The organism is Streptococcus sp. CF7_Ac1-12 (assembly GCF_024295905.1).
Lineage (GTDB): Bacteria > Bacillota > Bacilli > Lactobacillales > Streptococcaceae > Streptococcus > Streptococcus mitis_AP.
Genome location: NZ_JANCPG010000020.1, coordinates 18,634 through 35,148, shown reverse-complemented (window position 1 = coordinate 35,148; position 16,515 = coordinate 18,634). Strand labels below are relative to the sequence as shown.

The 16,515-nt window shown below is 41.2% G+C and carries 18 protein-coding genes; all 18 read right to left on the bottom strand.

Features of this window, described 5'->3' with window-relative positions:
• Positions 1 to 35 precede the first annotated feature (35 nt).
• Positions 36 to 1,016 carry a tagatose-bisphosphate aldolase gene (lacD, locus tag NMM17_RS08865; RefSeq protein ID WP_001229114.1) on the bottom strand — a complete coding sequence of 327 codons (981 nt, stop codon included), beginning with the start codon at positions 1,014 to 1,016 and terminating at the stop codon, positions 36 to 38.
• Between the two features lies 1 nt (position 1,017).
• Entirely contained in the window at positions 1,018 to 1,947 is a 930-nt protein-coding gene (locus NMM17_RS08860) for a tagatose-6-phosphate kinase (protein WP_254754276.1), read from the bottom strand.
• Between the two features lie 10 nt (positions 1,948 to 1,957).
• Complete coding sequence (gene lacB / locus NMM17_RS08855) at positions 1,958 to 2,473, bottom strand: galactose-6-phosphate isomerase subunit LacB (protein ID WP_001216910.1); 516 nt, start codon at positions 2,471 to 2,473, stop codon at positions 1,958 to 1,960.
• A 30-nt stretch (positions 2,474 to 2,503) separates the two neighbouring features.
• Entirely contained in the window at positions 2,504 to 2,929 is a 426-nt protein-coding gene (lacA, locus tag NMM17_RS08850) for a galactose-6-phosphate isomerase subunit LacA (RefSeq protein ID WP_000029277.1), read from the bottom strand.
• A 286-nt stretch (positions 2,930 to 3,215) separates the two neighbouring features.
• Positions 3,216 to 4,112 carry an aldose 1-epimerase family protein gene (locus NMM17_RS08845; RefSeq protein ID WP_254754275.1) on the bottom strand — a complete coding sequence of 299 codons (897 nt, stop codon included), beginning with the start codon at positions 4,110 to 4,112 and terminating at the stop codon, positions 3,216 to 3,218.
• A gap of 102 nt (positions 4,113 to 4,214) precedes the next feature.
• On the bottom strand, positions 4,215 to 5,690 hold the full coding sequence (locus tag NMM17_RS08840; RefSeq protein ID WP_254754274.1) for a PTS galactitol transporter subunit IIC: 1,476 nt from the start codon (positions 5,688 to 5,690) through the stop codon (positions 4,215 to 4,217).
• A 46-nt stretch (positions 5,691 to 5,736) separates the two neighbouring features.
• Positions 5,737 to 6,042 (bottom strand): PTS sugar transporter subunit IIB, encoded by a 306-nt coding sequence (locus NMM17_RS08835; RefSeq protein ID WP_000590547.1) that lies wholly within the window; start codon positions 6,040 to 6,042, stop codon positions 5,737 to 5,739.
• A gap of 38 nt (positions 6,043 to 6,080) precedes the next feature.
• Positions 6,081 to 6,557 carry a PTS sugar transporter subunit IIA gene (locus NMM17_RS08830; protein ID WP_000521972.1) on the bottom strand — a complete coding sequence of 159 codons (477 nt, stop codon included), beginning with the start codon at positions 6,555 to 6,557 and terminating at the stop codon, positions 6,081 to 6,083.
• Between the two features lie 259 nt (positions 6,558 to 6,816).
• Positions 6,817 to 8,640, bottom strand: coding sequence for a translation elongation factor 4 (gene lepA, locus NMM17_RS08825; protein WP_001047207.1), 1,824 nt, complete (start codon positions 8,638 to 8,640; stop codon positions 6,817 to 6,819).
• A 78-nt stretch (positions 8,641 to 8,718) separates the two neighbouring features.
• Positions 8,719 to 9,447, bottom strand: coding sequence for a metallophosphoesterase family protein (locus NMM17_RS08820; RefSeq protein ID WP_254754273.1), 729 nt, complete (start codon positions 9,445 to 9,447; stop codon positions 8,719 to 8,721).
• A 1-nt stretch (position 9,448) separates the two neighbouring features.
• Entirely contained in the window at positions 9,449 to 11,116 is a 1,668-nt protein-coding gene (gene recN / locus NMM17_RS08815) for a DNA repair protein RecN (RefSeq protein ID WP_254754272.1), read from the bottom strand.
• 6 nt (positions 11,117 to 11,122) lie between these two features.
• Positions 11,123 to 11,554 carry an arginine repressor gene (locus NMM17_RS08810; protein WP_020900686.1) on the bottom strand — a complete coding sequence of 144 codons (432 nt, stop codon included), beginning with the start codon at positions 11,552 to 11,554 and terminating at the stop codon, positions 11,123 to 11,125.
• Positions 11,547 to 12,362 (bottom strand): TlyA family RNA methyltransferase, encoded by an 816-nt coding sequence (locus NMM17_RS08805; protein ID WP_254754271.1) that lies wholly within the window; start codon positions 12,360 to 12,362, stop codon positions 11,547 to 11,549. The genes NMM17_RS08810 and NMM17_RS08805 overlap by 8 nt, the downstream gene beginning before the upstream one ends.
• On the bottom strand, positions 12,355 to 13,230 hold the full coding sequence (locus tag NMM17_RS08800; RefSeq protein WP_254754270.1) for a polyprenyl synthetase family protein: 876 nt from the start codon (positions 13,228 to 13,230) through the stop codon (positions 12,355 to 12,357). The genes NMM17_RS08805 and NMM17_RS08800 overlap by 8 nt, the downstream gene beginning before the upstream one ends.
• Positions 13,227 to 13,439 carry an exodeoxyribonuclease VII small subunit gene (locus NMM17_RS08795; protein WP_000043226.1) on the bottom strand — a complete coding sequence of 71 codons (213 nt, stop codon included), beginning with the start codon at positions 13,437 to 13,439 and terminating at the stop codon, positions 13,227 to 13,229. The genes NMM17_RS08800 and NMM17_RS08795 overlap by 4 nt, the downstream gene beginning before the upstream one ends.
• Entirely contained in the window at positions 13,417 to 14,757 is a 1,341-nt protein-coding gene (xseA, locus tag NMM17_RS08790) for an exodeoxyribonuclease VII large subunit (RefSeq protein ID WP_125454940.1), read from the bottom strand. The genes NMM17_RS08795 and xseA overlap by 23 nt, the downstream gene beginning before the upstream one ends.
• Positions 14,758 to 14,883: 126 nt before the next feature.
• The gene (udk, locus tag NMM17_RS08785) at positions 14,884 to 15,522 is read right to left on the bottom strand and encodes a uridine kinase (protein WP_001181376.1); all 639 of its coding nucleotides are present in this window, start codon (positions 15,520 to 15,522) and stop codon (positions 14,884 to 14,886) included.
• 109 nt (positions 15,523 to 15,631) lie between these two features.
• Positions 15,632 to 16,510 (bottom strand): tRNA pseudouridine(55) synthase TruB, encoded by an 879-nt coding sequence (truB, locus tag NMM17_RS08780; protein WP_254754269.1) that lies wholly within the window; start codon positions 16,508 to 16,510, stop codon positions 15,632 to 15,634.
• Positions 16,511 to 16,515 lie beyond the last annotated feature (5 nt).

The window sequence follows — 16,515 nt, the reverse complement described above, 5'->3', positions numbered from 1 at the left end:
TTTTAGATTCATGTTCCTAACCTAGGAGGACTTGCTTATACGCGCTCTTTCCATGAAGTTGCTGTTGTTTGAAGAACTTTATTGAGTTCGTCAATGTTTTCAAAACCAGTTGTGCGTAGCCATTCGCGAGCTGCTGCTTCACCATCTTTGATGTAAGCTTCAACTGATCCAGCCCAAGTTGCACGGCCACAAAGAACTCCGTTAAAGTTTGCACCTGATTCATGGGCAAATACAAGAGTATCTTGGAAGAGTTTAGCTGATACACCAGCACTCAAGTAGATGTATGGCAAGTTAGTTGCTTCATCTTGTGCTTTGAAGAAGGCTGCTGCTTCTTCACGTGTATAAACCACTTCACCTTCAGCGAAGCCTTCAACATATTTAATGTTAACAGGAACTTCTACTTTCAAGACATCAATGTTAAAGCGTGGGTCTGAAAAGACTTTCATAGCACCGATAACTTTGTGTGGTTTTACTTTCGCGTATTCTACAGAACCTGCGTCAGCAATTTTTTCATCGTAAGCAAGAATTTCAAGGAAGAATGGGATATCTTCAGCCACACACTCAGAACCGATACGTTCGATGTAAGCTTGTTTTTCTTGGTTAAGTTCGTCTGAGCTATCTACATCATAGTAAAGCAAGAATTTAACTGCATCTGCACCTTCTTCTTTAATACGTTTTGCAGACCAAACATCCAAGCAGTCTGGCAAACGTTTTGTACTTGTTGTGTCATAACCTGTTTTTTCATAAGCAAGGAGAAGACCAGCTTTTTCATCAAGAGCTTTAGTTGCTGGAAGTCCATATTCAGGGTCAAGAAGCATAGATGAAGCGTATTTAGTCAATTCATCTGCTACCAAGACTTTGAGTTCTTCCATTTGAGCCACAGTTGGTTCTTCTGTTTGATGTTGAGCCATAAGGCGTTTCAAAGCACCACGTTGGTCAAATGCAAGAGCTGAGATGATACCATTTTCATCAGAAAGTTTTTCTAAGCGTGCACGTTTTTGTTCTGTTAAAGCCATTTTATACCTCTTTTACTTTTAATTGATCATATAGAGCTTGATAGTTAGCCATGTTGACATGACCAGTCATTTTTTCTTGAGCATTGAGCATACCAAGGACATTTGCCTTGATGAGGAGTTCTGCATCCGATTCTTTATGAAGAAGTCCTGAAGAAATTCCTGCCACAGTAGAATCTCCAGATCCGACAGGGTTGACTACCTGAATTCTAGGAATATCTACCTTGTAGAAAGTGTCGCCATGTTTGGCAAAAGCACCGTTAGCACCAAGTGAAACAATAATCCACTCAATTCCTGCAAACAAAGGTTCTTGGAGAACTTCTTTTAATTCATCCAAATCCTCAGAAACTTCTCTTCCTAGAAGTTGAGATAATTCCTCATTATTTGGTTTGATGACTGTTGGTTTATGTGGTGATTCAAGAACAGCCTGAAGTGCTGCACCAGAGCAGTCCAAGACAACAGGCTTGCCAGCTTGATTAGCAAGTTCTACCAAGCTCGCATAGTAATCAACTGGAAGACCAGCTGGCAGACTACCTGAGATAGCTACTACTTCAACTGACTCCAAGAGTTTTTTGAAATGTTCCAAAAAGTCTTGACCTTCCTGTTCCAATACTTCAGGACCTTTTTCAAGAACTTCTGTTTGGTTGTCTCCGTGAAGAATAGCGATACAGTTACGAGTTTCTCCCTGAATTGAGAAGAAATCTTTCTTTACTTGATCATCGATATTTTCAACCAAAAACTCACCAAGTTTACCACCAACTAAACCAGTAGCAAGAACAGAATCTCCAAATTCTGAAAGTACTCGGGTAACATTGAGTCCCTTACCACCAGCTGTTTTGGTTACATCCACCACACGATTGACAGTATCAATCTTCAACTCATCCAAGGGATAGGAAATATCAATGGATGGGTTCATTGTGACTGTTAAAATCATAAGTCACCTCTTAATCGTGGTATTCTCCGCGATCCCATTTTTCAAGGAATTCAGTGAAGAAGTTTGCGTCTGTTTGTTGAGCATTGTGACTTTCAAGGTGTTCAATTTTCGCAATCAATTTCTTGTTTTCTTCAGATGGTTTGTATTCAGCATGGATGAAAGCTTCAATGATATCACACATGAGCAATTCACCAGTAATCTTACCACCAAATCCGATAACGTTAGCGTTCAATTGCTCTTTAGCATAAAGGGCTGTTGTCATATCACGAACCAAGGCAGAGCGGACACCTGGAACTTTATTTACAGCATTGTTGATACCAACACCAGTACCACAGATACATACTCCAAGATCAGCTTGACCGCTAGTTACAGCTTCCCCTACTTTTTTACCAAAGATTGGGTAGTGAGTACGTGTATGGTCATATGTACCAAAGTCAATGACTTCATATCCTTTTGATTTCAAAAATTCTGAAACCGCCATTTTTTCATCTGTTACGATGTGGTCACATCCAATTGCAATTCTCATTTTTAACTTACCTTTCTTACTGTAATCTAATTAGCACATTTTGTTCAACATGTCGACACGAATTTGGTGACGTCCACCATCGTATTTACCGTTAACAAATCCTTTAGCGATGTTTTTAGCCAATTCATCACCGACAAGTTGTGCACCCATAGTGATCATACGTGAGTTGTTGTGGCCACGAGTCATATAAGCTGAACGTTCGTCAGATACTTCTGCAGCAACCATTCCTTTGATTTTAGTTGCAACCATGAATGGACCAGCACCATAAGCATCAATCACGATACCAAGGTTTTGTTCTTCTTTGTTTACTTCTGCAGCAACAGCAAGAGTCACATCAACAAAGTCTTGACCTTCAGCTGTAACATCCACAACGTGGAAGTTTTCTTTTTCCAAGAAGTCTTTCACAACTTCTTTCAATCTCAAACCTGCAGCATCTGCACCGATAACAATAGACATATTGTATACTCCTTTTTATTTTTCTAGGCTAGTAAAACCTTTTATAGTTAGCACTTGACCTACAAAAGACTTTCTAGCAGTTTATTGACAAATTGGATTGAATGAGATGAATGACACCTTATTCAAGTTTAGGAAAGCTGTTTCCTAGAAATAATCCTTCTCCGCGAAAGAAAATATAACAAGTGATTATTTGTTTGTTACAAACATCATTTGTTGTTTACAAACATAATATACTCCTATTTCCTAAAAAAGTCAACAGTTAGTGTTTGTTTTTGTGTTTTTTTAACTAAAAAATTTCGATATCAAAACCAATTTGATCCACTTGACCAGGTTCTAGGAGACGAACATTCTTCTTATCTTCTAGATGATCTCCTTCTTCAAGGGATGTTGACAAGCCAGACCATGGTTCTAAAGCAATGAAAGTACCTTTATTCAAAGTTGACCAGATGATGATATTTGGAAACTCTGCAAAGTGCACTTTCAATCCCTTATCATGTTTACGAGAACGAAGGGCAATTGTTCTAGATTGCAATTCATCTAAGGTAACTGCATCTGTGCTGAAAAGATCATAATTAAGATCTTTTTCTTTTTGACCCTCTAGCCATGGACTTCTATCTTGAAAATCCAGCATACCTGTTTCTGGGAAAGGACGTGGAACAGAGCAAGTCTCTTCTTTCTCAAACTCTAGATAATAATCTTCATAGATTTCATCATCAAGTAGAGGACAATTAAATCCTGGATGGCCACCAATAAAGTAAGGCATGACCTTGTTGGTTTCTTTATTGAAAATCTTGTATTGAGTTCGTACTGTCTTGCCAGTAAGGATATAAGTGATTTCTAGTCGGAAATGATAAGGATAGTTTTGATAACTATTCTCATCGTCTTCAATTGCAAAAGTTACACTATTATCTGTCTGTTCAACTAATTTAAATTCTTTCTTACGAACCAAACCATGACGAGGAATCTTTCCTTTACTTTCTTGTCCATTATCATCTATATAAAGTGCTGTATCCTCTCTTAATGAACCACAAATGGGAAAGAGAACAGGAGCTTGCCCACTCCAATAAGTAGCATCCCCTTGCCACAAATACTCAAGTCCCTCGGCATCTTTTATAGAAGAAAGAGCCCCACCAAAACTGTTAAATTGAACTCTTAATTGTTCTGATTTTAATTCAATTACCATTATTTTCTCCGATTTCTTGATAGTTTATAAAAAAACTAGGCTGTCACTCCTATCAGGAAAATGACAACCTAGCTTTAACAATTTACATTTTATAGGAGCGCATTATTTTGCTTTTGCTGCATACTCTTCGTTACGTTTGATCATTTGTTTTCTGTACCAAGCAAAGATACCGATATAGAATACAAGGAAGACTACAGCACCAAGGATTGCTTTGACATCACCAGTTGTAGTGTTACCAATTGTCCAACCAAGAAGTTTTTCGATTGGTCCTTCAAGAGTTGAGTGAGTAATCAATTGAGTTTCACTCACACCTGCTGGGAAGGCACCTACACCTTTAGCAAGTTCTGTTGCAAATGGTGCAATAAGTGTACCTGAAAGAAGGAAGAGTGGCAACAAGAGAGTTCCGAAGATAATCATACGGAGCAATTTACCACGAGTTACAACCAAGAGAGCTGGAGTAACACCCATTGCGATGATACCTGCAAGTGGCAAGATACCATTTCCGACTTTTGAAAGAAGCACAGCTTCAATCAACATGATTGGTGCAAGTACGTTGGCACAAGCCCAGATTTCAGCACGACCAGCGATGAATGGCCAGTCAAGACCGATGTTGAATTTACGTCCTTGAAGACGTTTAGTAGCAACGTTTGTAATACCTTGTGAAAGAGGTTCCACAGCGGCGATGAACCATGAACCGATAAGTGAGAAGAGTTCCAAAGATACACCGGCAGTCAAACCAAGAGACAACCATCCTCTGATAACAAGACGCCATTTATCTGCATCGGCAACACCTGCAATTGGATGTGGAGTTCCCATAATACCGATAACGATACCAAGAATGAAACCGATAAAGAATTTAGAACCCCAGAAACCAATTTTCTTGTTCAATTTAGCAGCATCAAAGTCATATTTATCAAGACCTGGGAAGAATTTTTCAAAAATCTTATCCAAAACCATGATAACTGGGTTCATCATGTAGTTCATGTGAGTTGATGTCATTGGTGATGAACTTGGTGCATTAAGAAGGTCATCAAATGTAGGTTTCATCAAGTCAGAGTTGATAATTTTCAACACACCGACAAGGACGATAGCTGCTGTAGCAATCAAGAGTGAAACCCCTTGGCTCACACCATTGTTGTCAGCATACCATTTAATCAAAAGACCTGTGATAGACAAGTGCCAGATATCGAAGATATCAACGTCAAGTGTATCTGTTTTCTTCATAGCTAGCATCACTATGTTGACAATCAACATGATAAGCAAGAAGTATAGTGTCCAAGCAGAACCCCAAGTGATTGTTGCAAGTGGTGCCCAACCAACGTCAGTAATACTCAATTGGATACCTGTGTTTTCAACGAATTTTGCTAGTGATGCTGAGAAAGCAGTGTTTAGCATACCGATGATGGCACCGATACCTGTAAGAGCGATGGCAAGTTTGATACCACCTTCAAGCGCTTTGGAGAATTTCACTCCAAAAAGTAGAGCCAATATTGTCAAAATGATCAACATGATGACAGGACCACCCATATCTAAGACGGGTGTGAAAACCTCTTTGATTAGGTCAAAGATTGCATCCATAACAGTTCCTCCCTTTTTATGTTATATGAATGTTAACAAATTAAAATTAGCTTAACCCGTGTTCTTTGATAGCTGCTTCAATATTGTCAAATACTGGAGCACTCATTGCTGGGATACGGAATAAGATTGGTCCTGCTTCGATAACTGGAATACCTGGGTCAAAACCAAGGTCTGTAGCAGCAATTGGTGTGAAGATGTCATAACCTTTGATAAGATCTTCGTTAACGTCTTTGACCATAACTGCATCACAGTGAACATCGAAACCGCGGTTTGAAAGTTCTTCTTCAAGAGCACTTTTAATTTGGTGGCTTGAGTTAACACCTGCACCGCAGGCGGCAAGAATTTTAATCATATGGATTTCCTCCGATTTAATATTTTTAATAGACAAGATTAAGCAATTGCTTCAGCGATATAAGCATAGAGGGCTTCTGGTTCAGAAATTTTTGATAGGTCTTCAAGATGACCATTTCCAGTAAAGAAGTCCATCAACTGAGCAAGAATGTTTGTTTGACTTGAACTTGAGTTATTAATGATAAAGAAGAGTAAAGATACTTCTACTTCCTTATCTGGTGCAATCATATTGTGGAAGGTCACAGGTTTATCTAATCGAACGACCACAACTTTTTCAGCTAGATTATGAACAATATCTGTATGAGGAATAGCCACATTCGGCAAATCCTTACCCAAAAATTCCATATCTAAGCCAGTTGGAAATGACTTTTCACGCGTGATCAGGGCTTCACGATAAGTCGGAGTTACGATTTCTCGTTCTTCCAATAAAGTTGCAACCTGATCAAAGAGATGTTCTTGATTATCCGCTTCTAAGCAAAACACAAGGTTTTTGTCAAAGAAATGATCTAATCCCATAAGGTTTTCCCTTCTTTCCATTAACTTTATGCTATAAGTATAACACTATATGAAACCGTTGTCAATGATTTTCTGTTGTTTTTTGTCTCTTTTTTTATATTTTTGTTGTTTTTATAGTTTGTTACATAAAAACAAACAAATAAACAAACATTTCAAACATTTTTTCTGTTCTAGAAATAAAAAAAGCAGACCATTTAAGCCTGCTTTACTATTGATTCTTATATATTTTGCTATTAACAAGAAAAACAATTATGATAACTTATTCTTCATCCATACTCAAGACGCTGAGGAAAGCTTCTTGTGGAACTTCTACTGATCCGATAGCTTTCATACGTTTCTTACCGGCTTTTTGTTTTTCAAGGAGTTTGCGTTTACGAGAAACGTCACCACCATAACATTTAGCAAGTACGTTCTTACGAAGGGCCTTGATATCAGTACGAGCTACAATCTTGTGTCCAATAGCTGCTTGGATTGGTACTTCAAATTGTTGACGAGGGATGATTTTCTTAAGTTTATCAACGATGAGTTTTCCACGTTCGTAAGCAAAATCCTTGTGAACGATGAAGCTAAGGGCATCCACCTTGTCTCCATTGAGAAGGATATCCATTTTCACTAGCTTAGATGGACGATACTCTGACAATTCGTAGTCAAAGCTTGCATAACCACGTGTCGAAGACTTAAGCTTGTCAAAGAAGTCAAAGACGATTTCAGCCAGTGGAATTTGATAGATAACATTAACACGGTTATCATCAATATAATCCATAGTCACGAAGTCTCCACGCTTGCGCTGAGCCAATTCCATCACTGCTCCAACAAACTCTTGAGGTACCATGATTTGCGCCTTAACATAAGGCTCTTCAATGGTCGCAATCTTAGTTGGGTCTGGAAACTCAGATGGGTTAGACACATCCATTGACTCACCGTCGGTCAAGTTAACCTTATAGATAACAGATGGAGCTGTCATGATGAGGTCAATGTTGAACTCACGTTCCAAACGCTCTTGGATAACATCCATATGAAGAAGTCCAAGGAAACCACAACGGAAACCAAATCCAAGGGCCTGCGATGTTTCTGGTTCAAACTGAAGACTGGCATCATTCAGTTGCAATTTTTCAAGCGCTTCACGAAGGTCATTATACTTGTTTGATTCGATTGGATATAGACCCGCAAAGACCATAGGATTCATCTGCTTGTAACCATGTAATGGCTCTGCCGCAGGATTGGTTGCCAAGGTAACGGTATCACCCACACGCGTATCCTGAACCGTCTTAATAGAAGCTGCAATATAACCAACGTCACCAGTCGCAAGGAAATCACGACCAACTGCTTTGGGTGTAAAAATACCGACTTCTGTCACATCAAAAGTTTTGCCATTGCTCATGAGCTGAATCTTATCGCCAGGTTTAACCACCCCGTCCATAACACGAACTTGGAGAATAACCCCACGATAAGCATCATAAACTGAGTCGAAAATCAAGGCCTTAAGTGGCGCCGTCACATCACCTGTTGGCGCTGGCACTTTTTCCACGATTTGCTCAAGGATTTCCTCGATACCGATACCAGCCTTGGCAGAAGCCAAAACTGCTTCACTGGCATCCAAACCAATGACATCTTCAATCTCTGTACGCACGCGCTCTGGATCTGCAGCAGGCAGGTCAATTTTGTTAATGACTGGCATGATTTCCAAATCATTGTCCAAGGCCAAATAAACGTTGGCAAGGGTTTGAGCCTCAATCCCTTGGGCAGCATCAACCACCAAAATAGCCCCCTCACAGGCAGCTAGCGAACGTGAAACTTCATAGGTAAAGTCAACGTGCCCCGGCGTGTCAATCAAGTGGAAAATATAAGTTTCCCCATCTTTAGCAGTATAATTCAGCTCGATAGCATTTAGTTTAATGGTAATCCCACGTTCTCGCTCTAAATCCATGCTATCCAAAAGCTGTGCTTGCATTTCACGACTTGAAACCGTCTCTGTTTTTTCCAAAATGCGGTCTGCTAGAGTTGATTTCCCATGGTCAATATGGGCGATAATAGAGAAGTTACGGATCTTCTCCTGTCGTTTTTTCAATTCTTCTAAGTTCATGATTCTCTTCCTTTCAGGGTATCTATTTATTATAAATTGTTTTTGACATTTTGACAAGACCATACCCTGCTAGGAGTACTAATCTTCAGCAACAAAGCCGTCATTTTCGATAAAGTGGTGTTCTGTCATTCCTTGGTCTGTAAAGACAATCCCGTGAAGGACACCACCATAAACAGCTCCTCCATCCATTCCAATCTTGCGATCTTCTGTAGTCCAAAGCTCAGCTGTACCACGCTCTTGCTTTAACAAACCATAAACTGGTGTATGGCCAAAGACAATGGTTTTTCCAGTATGATTTTCTGCTTCGTGGAATGGTTTTCTAAGCCATACTTTCTTGTAATCTGTGGTTTCATGCCAGTCATCCAAGGTCAAATCAATACCTGCGTGAACAAAGATATACTTATCTGTCTCTACCACAAAAGGCATTTGACGAATAAATTCGACCAAGTCTGCTGCTTCAGTAGCAACACGCTTGGCATCTTCTACTCCATCAACCGGTGCATCCAAGGGACGACCTAGGATAGAGTTAATGGTTGTATCTCCACCATTGCGTCGATAGTGGTCATAGCTTTCTTCTGGGTTATCGAGCCAAGTCAAAAACATATACTCGTGGTTTCCTGACAAACAGATTGCCCCTTGATTATCGACCAAGTCCTTAACCATCTCTAGGACACGGCGACTATCTTCACCACGGTCAATCAAATCCCCTAGAAAGAGCAACTGAGTCTGACCATCCCATGTTTTGAGAAGGTCTTCCAGCATCCCAGCTTTTCCGTGAACATCTCCAATCACATAATAGTTTGTCATCTTATTTCTCCCTGTTTCTCAACAATTCTCTGGCTTGTGTCAGGGCTGCTTCCGTCACATCATCACCTGCCAACATCTTAGCAACTTCCTCCACGCGCTCTTCAACCGTCAAGAGACGAACAGTCGAAACCGTTGAATGGTCATTGCTAATCTTTTCAATAAAGAATTGATAATCCGCAATCGCAATCACTTGTGGCAAATGAGAAATAGCCAGAACCTGACCATGCTGGCCAATCTTGTGAATCTTCTGAGCAATCGCTTGAGCTACACGACCTGAAACTCCCGTATCCACTTCATCAAAGACAATACTTGTCTTACCCTCTTTACGAGAAAAGGCAGACTTAATGGCTAGCATGAGACGGGATAATTCCCCGCCAGACGCAACCTTAACCAAGGGTTTAAAGTCTTCACCAGGGTTGGTTGAAATGTAAAACTCGACCATTTCATTGCCTTCACGACTGAATTTGCCCTTGCTAAAACGAACCTGAAACTGGGCTTTTTCCATATAAAGGTCTTGCAATTCTTGTTTAATCTCTGCTTCTAGCTGCTGGGCCAAGTCATGACGAGCAGATGCAAGCTGGCCTGCCAAATCAACAAGATTGACTTCCAATTTCTTGAGCTCTGCTTCCATGTCTTCAGAAGAAAGATTATTGCCTGTCAGGAGATTGTATTCTTCCGTAATCTTGGCAAAATAAAGCAAGACATCGTCCACAGTCCCACCATATTTACGCGTAATGGTATGAAGGAGGTCCAAACGATTCTCGACTTGCATGAGGCGATTTCCATCAAAATCAAGATCCTCAATGATTGCTTCCAAACGTTTGCTAATATCTTCTAAGACATAGTAGGTCTCAGACAAAGAGCTTGAAATTTCACGGTATTCAGGGTCATACTCTTCGACACTTTCCATGTCATTCATGGCTGAACGAACATTGGCCAGACTTGAAAAATCTTCATTGTCTAACATACTGTAGGCATTGGTTAAGGTATCCGCAATATTTTTATGGTTGAGGAGTTTATCTCGCTCTTGGTTAAGAGACAAGTCCTCACCTGCTTGCAAGTTTGCTGCCTCAATCTCTGCCATTTGAAATTCCAACATTTCGATACGTGCCTTGTGTTCCTGTTGGTTTTTCTTGACTTCCAGAACCTGCTTACGCATTTTTCGATAAGCATCAAAACTCGTTTGATAGGTTTCTTTCAATTCCCAAAAAGCTGTATCACCAAATTCATCCAACATCTGGATATGCAGTTGAGGACGCATTAACTCCTCTTGGTCATGCTGACCATGAATATCCACAAGATGTTGCCCAATAGCACGCAAAACAGACAGATTGACCATCTGGCCATTCACACGGCTGATACTACGACCATTTTGCAAGATTTCCCGACGGATGATAATCTCATCACCCATTTCCAAACCTTGCTCATCAAAAATTTCCTGTAAAAGGCGACTATTCTCAACTGAGAAAAGCCCCTCAATCTCTGCCTTTGGCGCACCATGACGAATAACATCTGTCGTCGCACGAGCTCCCAACATCATATTCATGGCATCAATGATAATCGACTTCCCTGCACCCGTTTCACCAGTCAAGACAGTCATCCCCTTTTCAAAATTGAGAGAAATAGCCTCAATAATGGCAAAGTTTTTTATCGAAATTTCAAGTAACATATAGACCTACCAATTTTTTACTTGTTCAAAGATTTCCTCAGCTAGACTTTCACTTCTGGCAATGACTAAAATCGAACTATCATCAGCCAAACAGCTAAAAATCTTGTCCGCAAAAGTCTCGATTAACTGAGCTTTTACAAAAGCTGTATTTCCTGGGATGACTTGGAGATTAATCATCTTATCCATCAATTCAGCCGATTCGATATTGTCTTCAGCCAGTTGCAGACTTTTTACGATTGATTTTGGCAATTCATAGACATAGGTGTTGTCTCTCAAAGGAATTTTGACAATACCTAGTTCTTTGATATCCCGTGATACCGTTGCCTGAGTAGCAGTGATTCCTGCTTCTTTCAAGTGTTCTACAATTTCTTCTTGCGTACCGATTTGATAATCTGTCACAAATCGTCTAATTTTTTCAAGTCTCTCTTTTTTATTCATTTTTAAATTGACTATGCGCCCTCTCTACTACTTCTTCAATTTCAGCAAGAACCTGATTGCTTGCTGACTCTTCTTTTTTCAAATATGCTAAAAATTCAATATTTCCATGCCCACCTTGGATGGGAGAAAAATCCAATCCAAGGACTGAAAAGCCTTCCTCTACTGCCATAGCTGTGACAGATTCAAGGACATTCTGGTGAACCTTGGCATCTCGAATAATTCCATTTTTTCCAATCTGCTCACGTCCTGCTTCAAACTGGGGTTTAACCAGAGCCACGACCTGACCTTGATCAGCCAAGACATGGTGCAAGGCCGGCAAGATCAAACTGAGGGAAATGAAACTCACGTCAATGCTGGCAAAGCTCGGTTCCTGCTCGAAATCAGTCTTTTCAGCATAGCGGAAATTGAACTGCTCCATGCTGACAACCCGTGGGTCTTGGCGTAGTTTCCAAGCTAACTGATTGGTACCAACATCGACTGCAAAGACCAACTCAGCACCATTTTGCAACATGACATCGGTAAAACCTCCAGTAGAGGCACCGATATCAATCGTAGTCTCGCCATCCACCGACAAATCAAAGACCTGCAAGGCCTTCTCCAGTTTCAAACCACCACGGCTAACATACTTGAGTTTCTCCCCCTTAAGTTTTAGCTCGGTGTCATCTGGAATTTTCTCTCCTGGCTTGTCAAACCGTTCTCCATTAAGGACTGCTACGACTAGGCCAGCCATCACACCGCGCTTGGCTTGTTCTCGCGTTTCAAACAAGCCCTGTTTATAAGCTAGTACATCCACTCTTTCCTTAGCCATTGATTCTCAAACTTTCTACTACTTTCACAATCGATTCTGTTTCAAAGGGAACCTGCTGGGCAATTTCTTCTAATTTGGCATTAGCTTGATCCAGAGTTTGGTTACAAAAGGCAATAGCCTCTTCCAAGCCCAACAAGGCTGGATAGGTTGATTTTTCTGCCTGTAAATCTTTTTGAGGCGTCTTGCCGATTTCCTCAAAACTAGCTGTCACATCCAGTACGTCATCTCGAACTTGAAAAGCAAGTCCAATTAATTCACCAACAGTTTTCAGCTTTGCCTGCATCTCAGGTGCCAATTCGGCTATAATAGCAGCCGCTTGGAAGGGATAAGCTAGTAGTTTTCCAGTCTTATTAGCATGAATAGTCTGGAGTTCTTCCAAAGACAAATGCTGGTGTTCACCCTCCATGTCCAAAACCTGCCCTGCCACCATACCCAGACTACCTGAAGCAAGGGATAAGTTGGCAATCAAGTCTACCTTAATCTGACTTGGCAAATCTGCCTGCGCTATCAAGGCATAAGGATCTAGGAACAAAGCATCTCCAGCCAAAATCGCCATCGCTTCACCAAATTTCTTATGATTGGTCAATCGTCCCCGACGGTAATCATCATCATCCATAGCTGGAAGATCATCGTGAATCAAGCTCCCTGTATGGATCATTTCCAAGGCAGCTGCCACTTGCGCGTGAGCAGGTTTAATAGCGACCTGCAAGGTTTCCAGAACTTCTAACAAAAGAAAAGGCCGAATACGCTTGCCACCAGCATGAATGGAATAGAGAACAGCTTCTCGTAAACTAGAAGCAAACTGCTGGTCTCCATAAAAGTCTTCCAAAGCTGACTCAACAAGAGCTAATTTTTCTTGTTTTTTCATTCAAAATCACTTTCTGTTCCGTCTTCTTGCATAACCTTGACCAAGGTCTTTTCTGCCTTGTCCAGCGTCGCTTGGAGCTCTTTTGACAAGACCATGCCCTTTTGAAAGGCGGCAATCGCATCTTCCAGAGCAATTTCACCATTTTCTAAACTTTGGACAATGGTCTCCAGTTCTGCTAAATTTTCCTCAAATTTCTTTTGTTTTGACATCTTTAACCTCTAATTCTACTTGACCATCTCGCATCAACAGCGTTACTTGGTCTGTTTTCTTTAAATTTTCAACCGAATCAACTACGGACTCTTCTTTTTTGACAATTGCATAGCCACGCGCCACGATTCGACTGGTATCCAACATGAGCAAGGCTTCTGAAAGTCTCTTGACCTCAGCAACCTTGGCATCATAAACCAAAGCCATTTGGCTACGTAGGAGCTTATCCAATTGTACAAGCCGATCCTGATAACGTTGGATTTTAGTAACAGGCGATAATTGGACTAGTCGATGCGTCCTTGCTTGTACTATCTGTTTGTTATCAGAAATCCGTGTTCGCAAACTTTGTTTCAAACGCAATTGCAGTTGATCCAAGCGTTGCAAATAACCATCATACAAGCGCTCTGGTTGTCTAAAAATAACAGACTGACTGCATTTTTTCAAAGCTTCTTGTTTCTTAGATAGGACATTTCGGACTGCTGTTGCCATCCGTTTTTCCTGATTTTGCAAATGAGCTAATAGATCCAACTTGGTCACAGGCGTTGCCAGTTCAGCTGCAGCTGTTGGAGTCGCAGCCCTTCTATCTGCCACAAAATCCGCCAAGGTCACATCTGTCTCATGCCCCACACTAGAAATAACTGGCAGACGAGATTCAAAAATAGCCCGCACCACAATTTCTTCGTTAAAGGCCCAGAGATCCTCGATGGAACCACCACCACGACCAATAATGAGCAAGTCCAAATCGTCACGTTCATTAGCACGCGAAATATTTCGAGCAATTTCCTCCGCAGCCCCTTCACCTTGAACCTTGGTCGGATAGAGAAGAATGTCCACACCTGGGAATCGCCTGCTGACGGTCGTGATAATATCTCGAATAACGGCTCCACTACGACTGGTTACCACACCAATTCTCTTAGAAAATTGGGGCAGAGGTTGCTTGAAGCGTTCTTGAAACAGGCCTTCTTCTGTTAGTTTTTTCTTGAGTTGTTCAAACTGAATCGCAAGCGCACCAACTCCATCAGGCTCTGCCTTTTCAATGATGATGGAGTAGCTACCACTTGGTTCATAGACCTGCACACGCCCAATCACATTGATTTTCATCCCTTCTTCCAGGTCGAAACCTAATTTCTGATAAATTCCAGACCAGATGGTCGCTTGAATAACTGCATGGTCATCCTTTAGGGAGAAATATTGGTGAGTAGGTCGTTTACGAAAATTGGAAACTTGACCAGTTAAATAGACCCGTTCCAAGTAAGGGTCTTTATCGAATTTCATTTTCAGATACTTGGTCAAAGTTGTTACCGATAAATACTTTTCCATCTCCACCTACTATTCATTTTCTTGCTCTTTCATGGGTATTATTATACCAAAAATATGCCTAAAAATCTTCATTTATGTACCATTATGAGGGAAAAATAAAAAAGGAGGCCAGGCCTCCACGTCTGATTATTTGCTGTTTCGAGCTTCTTCCAAAATCTTTGCAATCTTGGTTGTCAACAGGTCGATAGCCACTGTATTGCTGACTCCCTCAGGAATGACGATATCAGCATAACGCTTGGTTGGCTCGATAAACTGGTGGTACATAGGTTTGACCACACCTAAGTACTGGTCAATGACGCTATCAAGGCTACGGCCACGCTCTTCCATATCGCGCTTGATACGACGAATAATGCGCACATCGTCATCCGTATCCACAAAAATCTTGATATCCATCAAATCACGCAGACGCTTGTCCTCTAAAACAAGAATCCCCTCAACAATAAAGACATCTTGAGGTTCTTGGCGATAAGTCTTGCTGCTTCGTGTATGCTCTGTATAGTCATAAGTCGGAATGTCCACCGGACGCCCTGCCAACAATTCCTTAATCTGCTCGATCATCAAGTCTGTATCAAAGGCAAAAGGATGGTCGTAGTTGGTTTTGACACGCTCTTCAAAGGTCAAGTGAGACTGATCCTTGTAGTATGAATCATGCTCAATCATGGAAATCTTTTCATCAGGAAAATGCGATAAAATGGCTCTTGAAACACTGGTCTTACCTCCACCAGAACCACCTGTCACTCCGATAATGATTGGTCTATTTTGCATGCTATCCTCCGTTTTTTTATCCGTCGTCTATTCTATCACATTTTTTGCAAAATTTATAGTCTGATTTGGATAGTCTAGGGGAAACAACACTCCCTACACCCCAGTTAGATTAGCTAAAAACCTTCCTTGGCTTGTAGAGATTGTCCCGTTTTTCTAGAATGGCTAGCAATTTATCATCTTCAAAAGCAGCTAATTCTTGTTCTGTTTGTTCGAGTTCGATAAAACGACCAAAACGCACTTCTGTAGCCTCTTCTGGACTTAGGAAAACTTTGACAAGGTCGCCTGTCCCAATCTCTAGAGGATGGAGAAAGTCCAGTTGACCAACCTCAACTCTTTCAGCAATTTCTTCCAAGGTAAGAGCATCTTCCAGTTGCAAACCAGCTGCACTAGTACGAGTTAACTGAGACATATGGGCAGCATAGCCAAGTTTTTCTCCCAAGTCAACCGATAAGGTACGAATATAGGTTCCCTTGCTACATTTCACACGGAAAGTAAAACGTGCAAGTTCGCTCTCATAAAAAATCGGACTTGTCCGTTCAAATTGATAAATGGTCACCTGACGTTCTGGACGCTCCACTTCCTGACCAGCACGCGCATACTCATAAAGCTTACGACCATTGACCTTGACAGCCGAATACATAGGTGGAATCTGAGTAATAGGCCCAGTCAAACTAGCGATTGCTTCATCAACAAGCTTTTCATCCAGGGGAGACAAAACAGGGGTTTCTGCAACTACTTCCCCACTTGCATCCTCAGTCGTCGTGGAATAGCCGAGAGTGATTTCTCCCTCGTAGACCTTGCCCTCATCCTGCATAAACTCGACCATGCGGGTCGCCTTGCCAACCGCAATCGGCAAAACACCCACCACATCCGGATCCAGGGTCCCACCATGACCAATCTTCTTGGTTCCCAAAATCTTACGCAGTTTAAAAACCGCATCATGCGAGGTCATCCCCGCTTCTTTTTTTAAGTTGATAATACCGTTCATTTTTG

Bases quoted from the DNA above. Each gene is read 5' to 3' on its own strand.
- lacD (WP_001229114.1), bottom strand. From the start codon at position 1,016: ATGGCTTTAACAGAACAAAAACGTGCACGCTTAGAAAAACTTTCTGAT.
- NMM17_RS08860 (WP_254754276.1), bottom strand. From the start codon at position 1,947: ATGATTTTAACAGTCACAATGAACCCATCCATTGATATTTCCTATCCC.
- lacB (WP_001216910.1), bottom strand. From the start codon at position 2,473: ATGAGAATTGCAATTGGATGTGACCACATCGTAACAGATGAAAAAATG.
- lacA (WP_000029277.1), bottom strand. From the start codon at position 2,929: ATGTCTATTGTTATCGGTGCAGATGCTGCAGGTTTGAGATTGAAAGAA.
- NMM17_RS08845 (WP_254754275.1), bottom strand. From the start codon at position 4,112: ATGGTAATTGAATTAAAATCAGAACAATTAAGAGTTCAATTTAACAGT.
- NMM17_RS08840 (WP_254754274.1), bottom strand. From the start codon at position 5,690: ATGGATGCAATCTTTGACCTAATCAAAGAGGTTTTCACACCCGTCTTA.
- NMM17_RS08835 (WP_000590547.1), bottom strand. From the start codon at position 6,042: ATGATTAAAATTCTTGCCGCCTGCGGTGCAGGTGTTAACTCAAGCCAC.
- NMM17_RS08830 (WP_000521972.1), bottom strand. From the start codon at position 6,557: ATGGGATTAGATCATTTCTTTGACAAAAACCTTGTGTTTTGCTTAGAA.
- lepA (WP_001047207.1), bottom strand. From the start codon at position 8,640: ATGAACTTAGAAGAATTGAAAAAACGACAGGAGAAGATCCGTAACTTC.
- NMM17_RS08820 (WP_254754273.1), bottom strand. From the start codon at position 9,447: ATGACAAACTATTATGTGATTGGAGATGTTCACGGAAAAGCTGGGATG.
- recN (WP_254754272.1), bottom strand. From the start codon at position 11,116: ATGTTACTTGAAATTTCGATAAAAAACTTTGCCATTATTGAGGCTATT.
- NMM17_RS08810 (WP_020900686.1), bottom strand. From the start codon at position 11,554: ATGAATAAAAAAGAGAGACTTGAAAAAATTAGACGATTTGTGACAGAT.
- NMM17_RS08805 (WP_254754271.1), bottom strand. From the start codon at position 12,362: ATGGCTAAGGAAAGAGTGGATGTACTAGCTTATAAACAGGGCTTGTTT.
- NMM17_RS08800 (WP_254754270.1), bottom strand. From the start codon at position 13,230: ATGAAAAAACAAGAAAAATTAGCTCTTGTTGAGTCAGCTTTGGAAGAC.
- NMM17_RS08795 (WP_000043226.1), bottom strand. From the start codon at position 13,439: ATGTCAAAACAAAAGAAATTTGAGGAAAATTTAGCAGAACTGGAGACC.
- xseA (WP_125454940.1), bottom strand. From the start codon at position 14,757: ATGGAAAAGTATTTATCGGTAACAACTTTGACCAAGTATCTGAAAATG.
- udk (WP_001181376.1), bottom strand. From the start codon at position 15,522: ATGCAAAATAGACCAATCATTATCGGAGTGACAGGTGGTTCTGGTGGA.
- truB (WP_254754269.1), bottom strand. From the start codon at position 16,510: ATGAACGGTATTATCAACTTAAAAAAAGAAGCGGGGATGACCTCGCAT.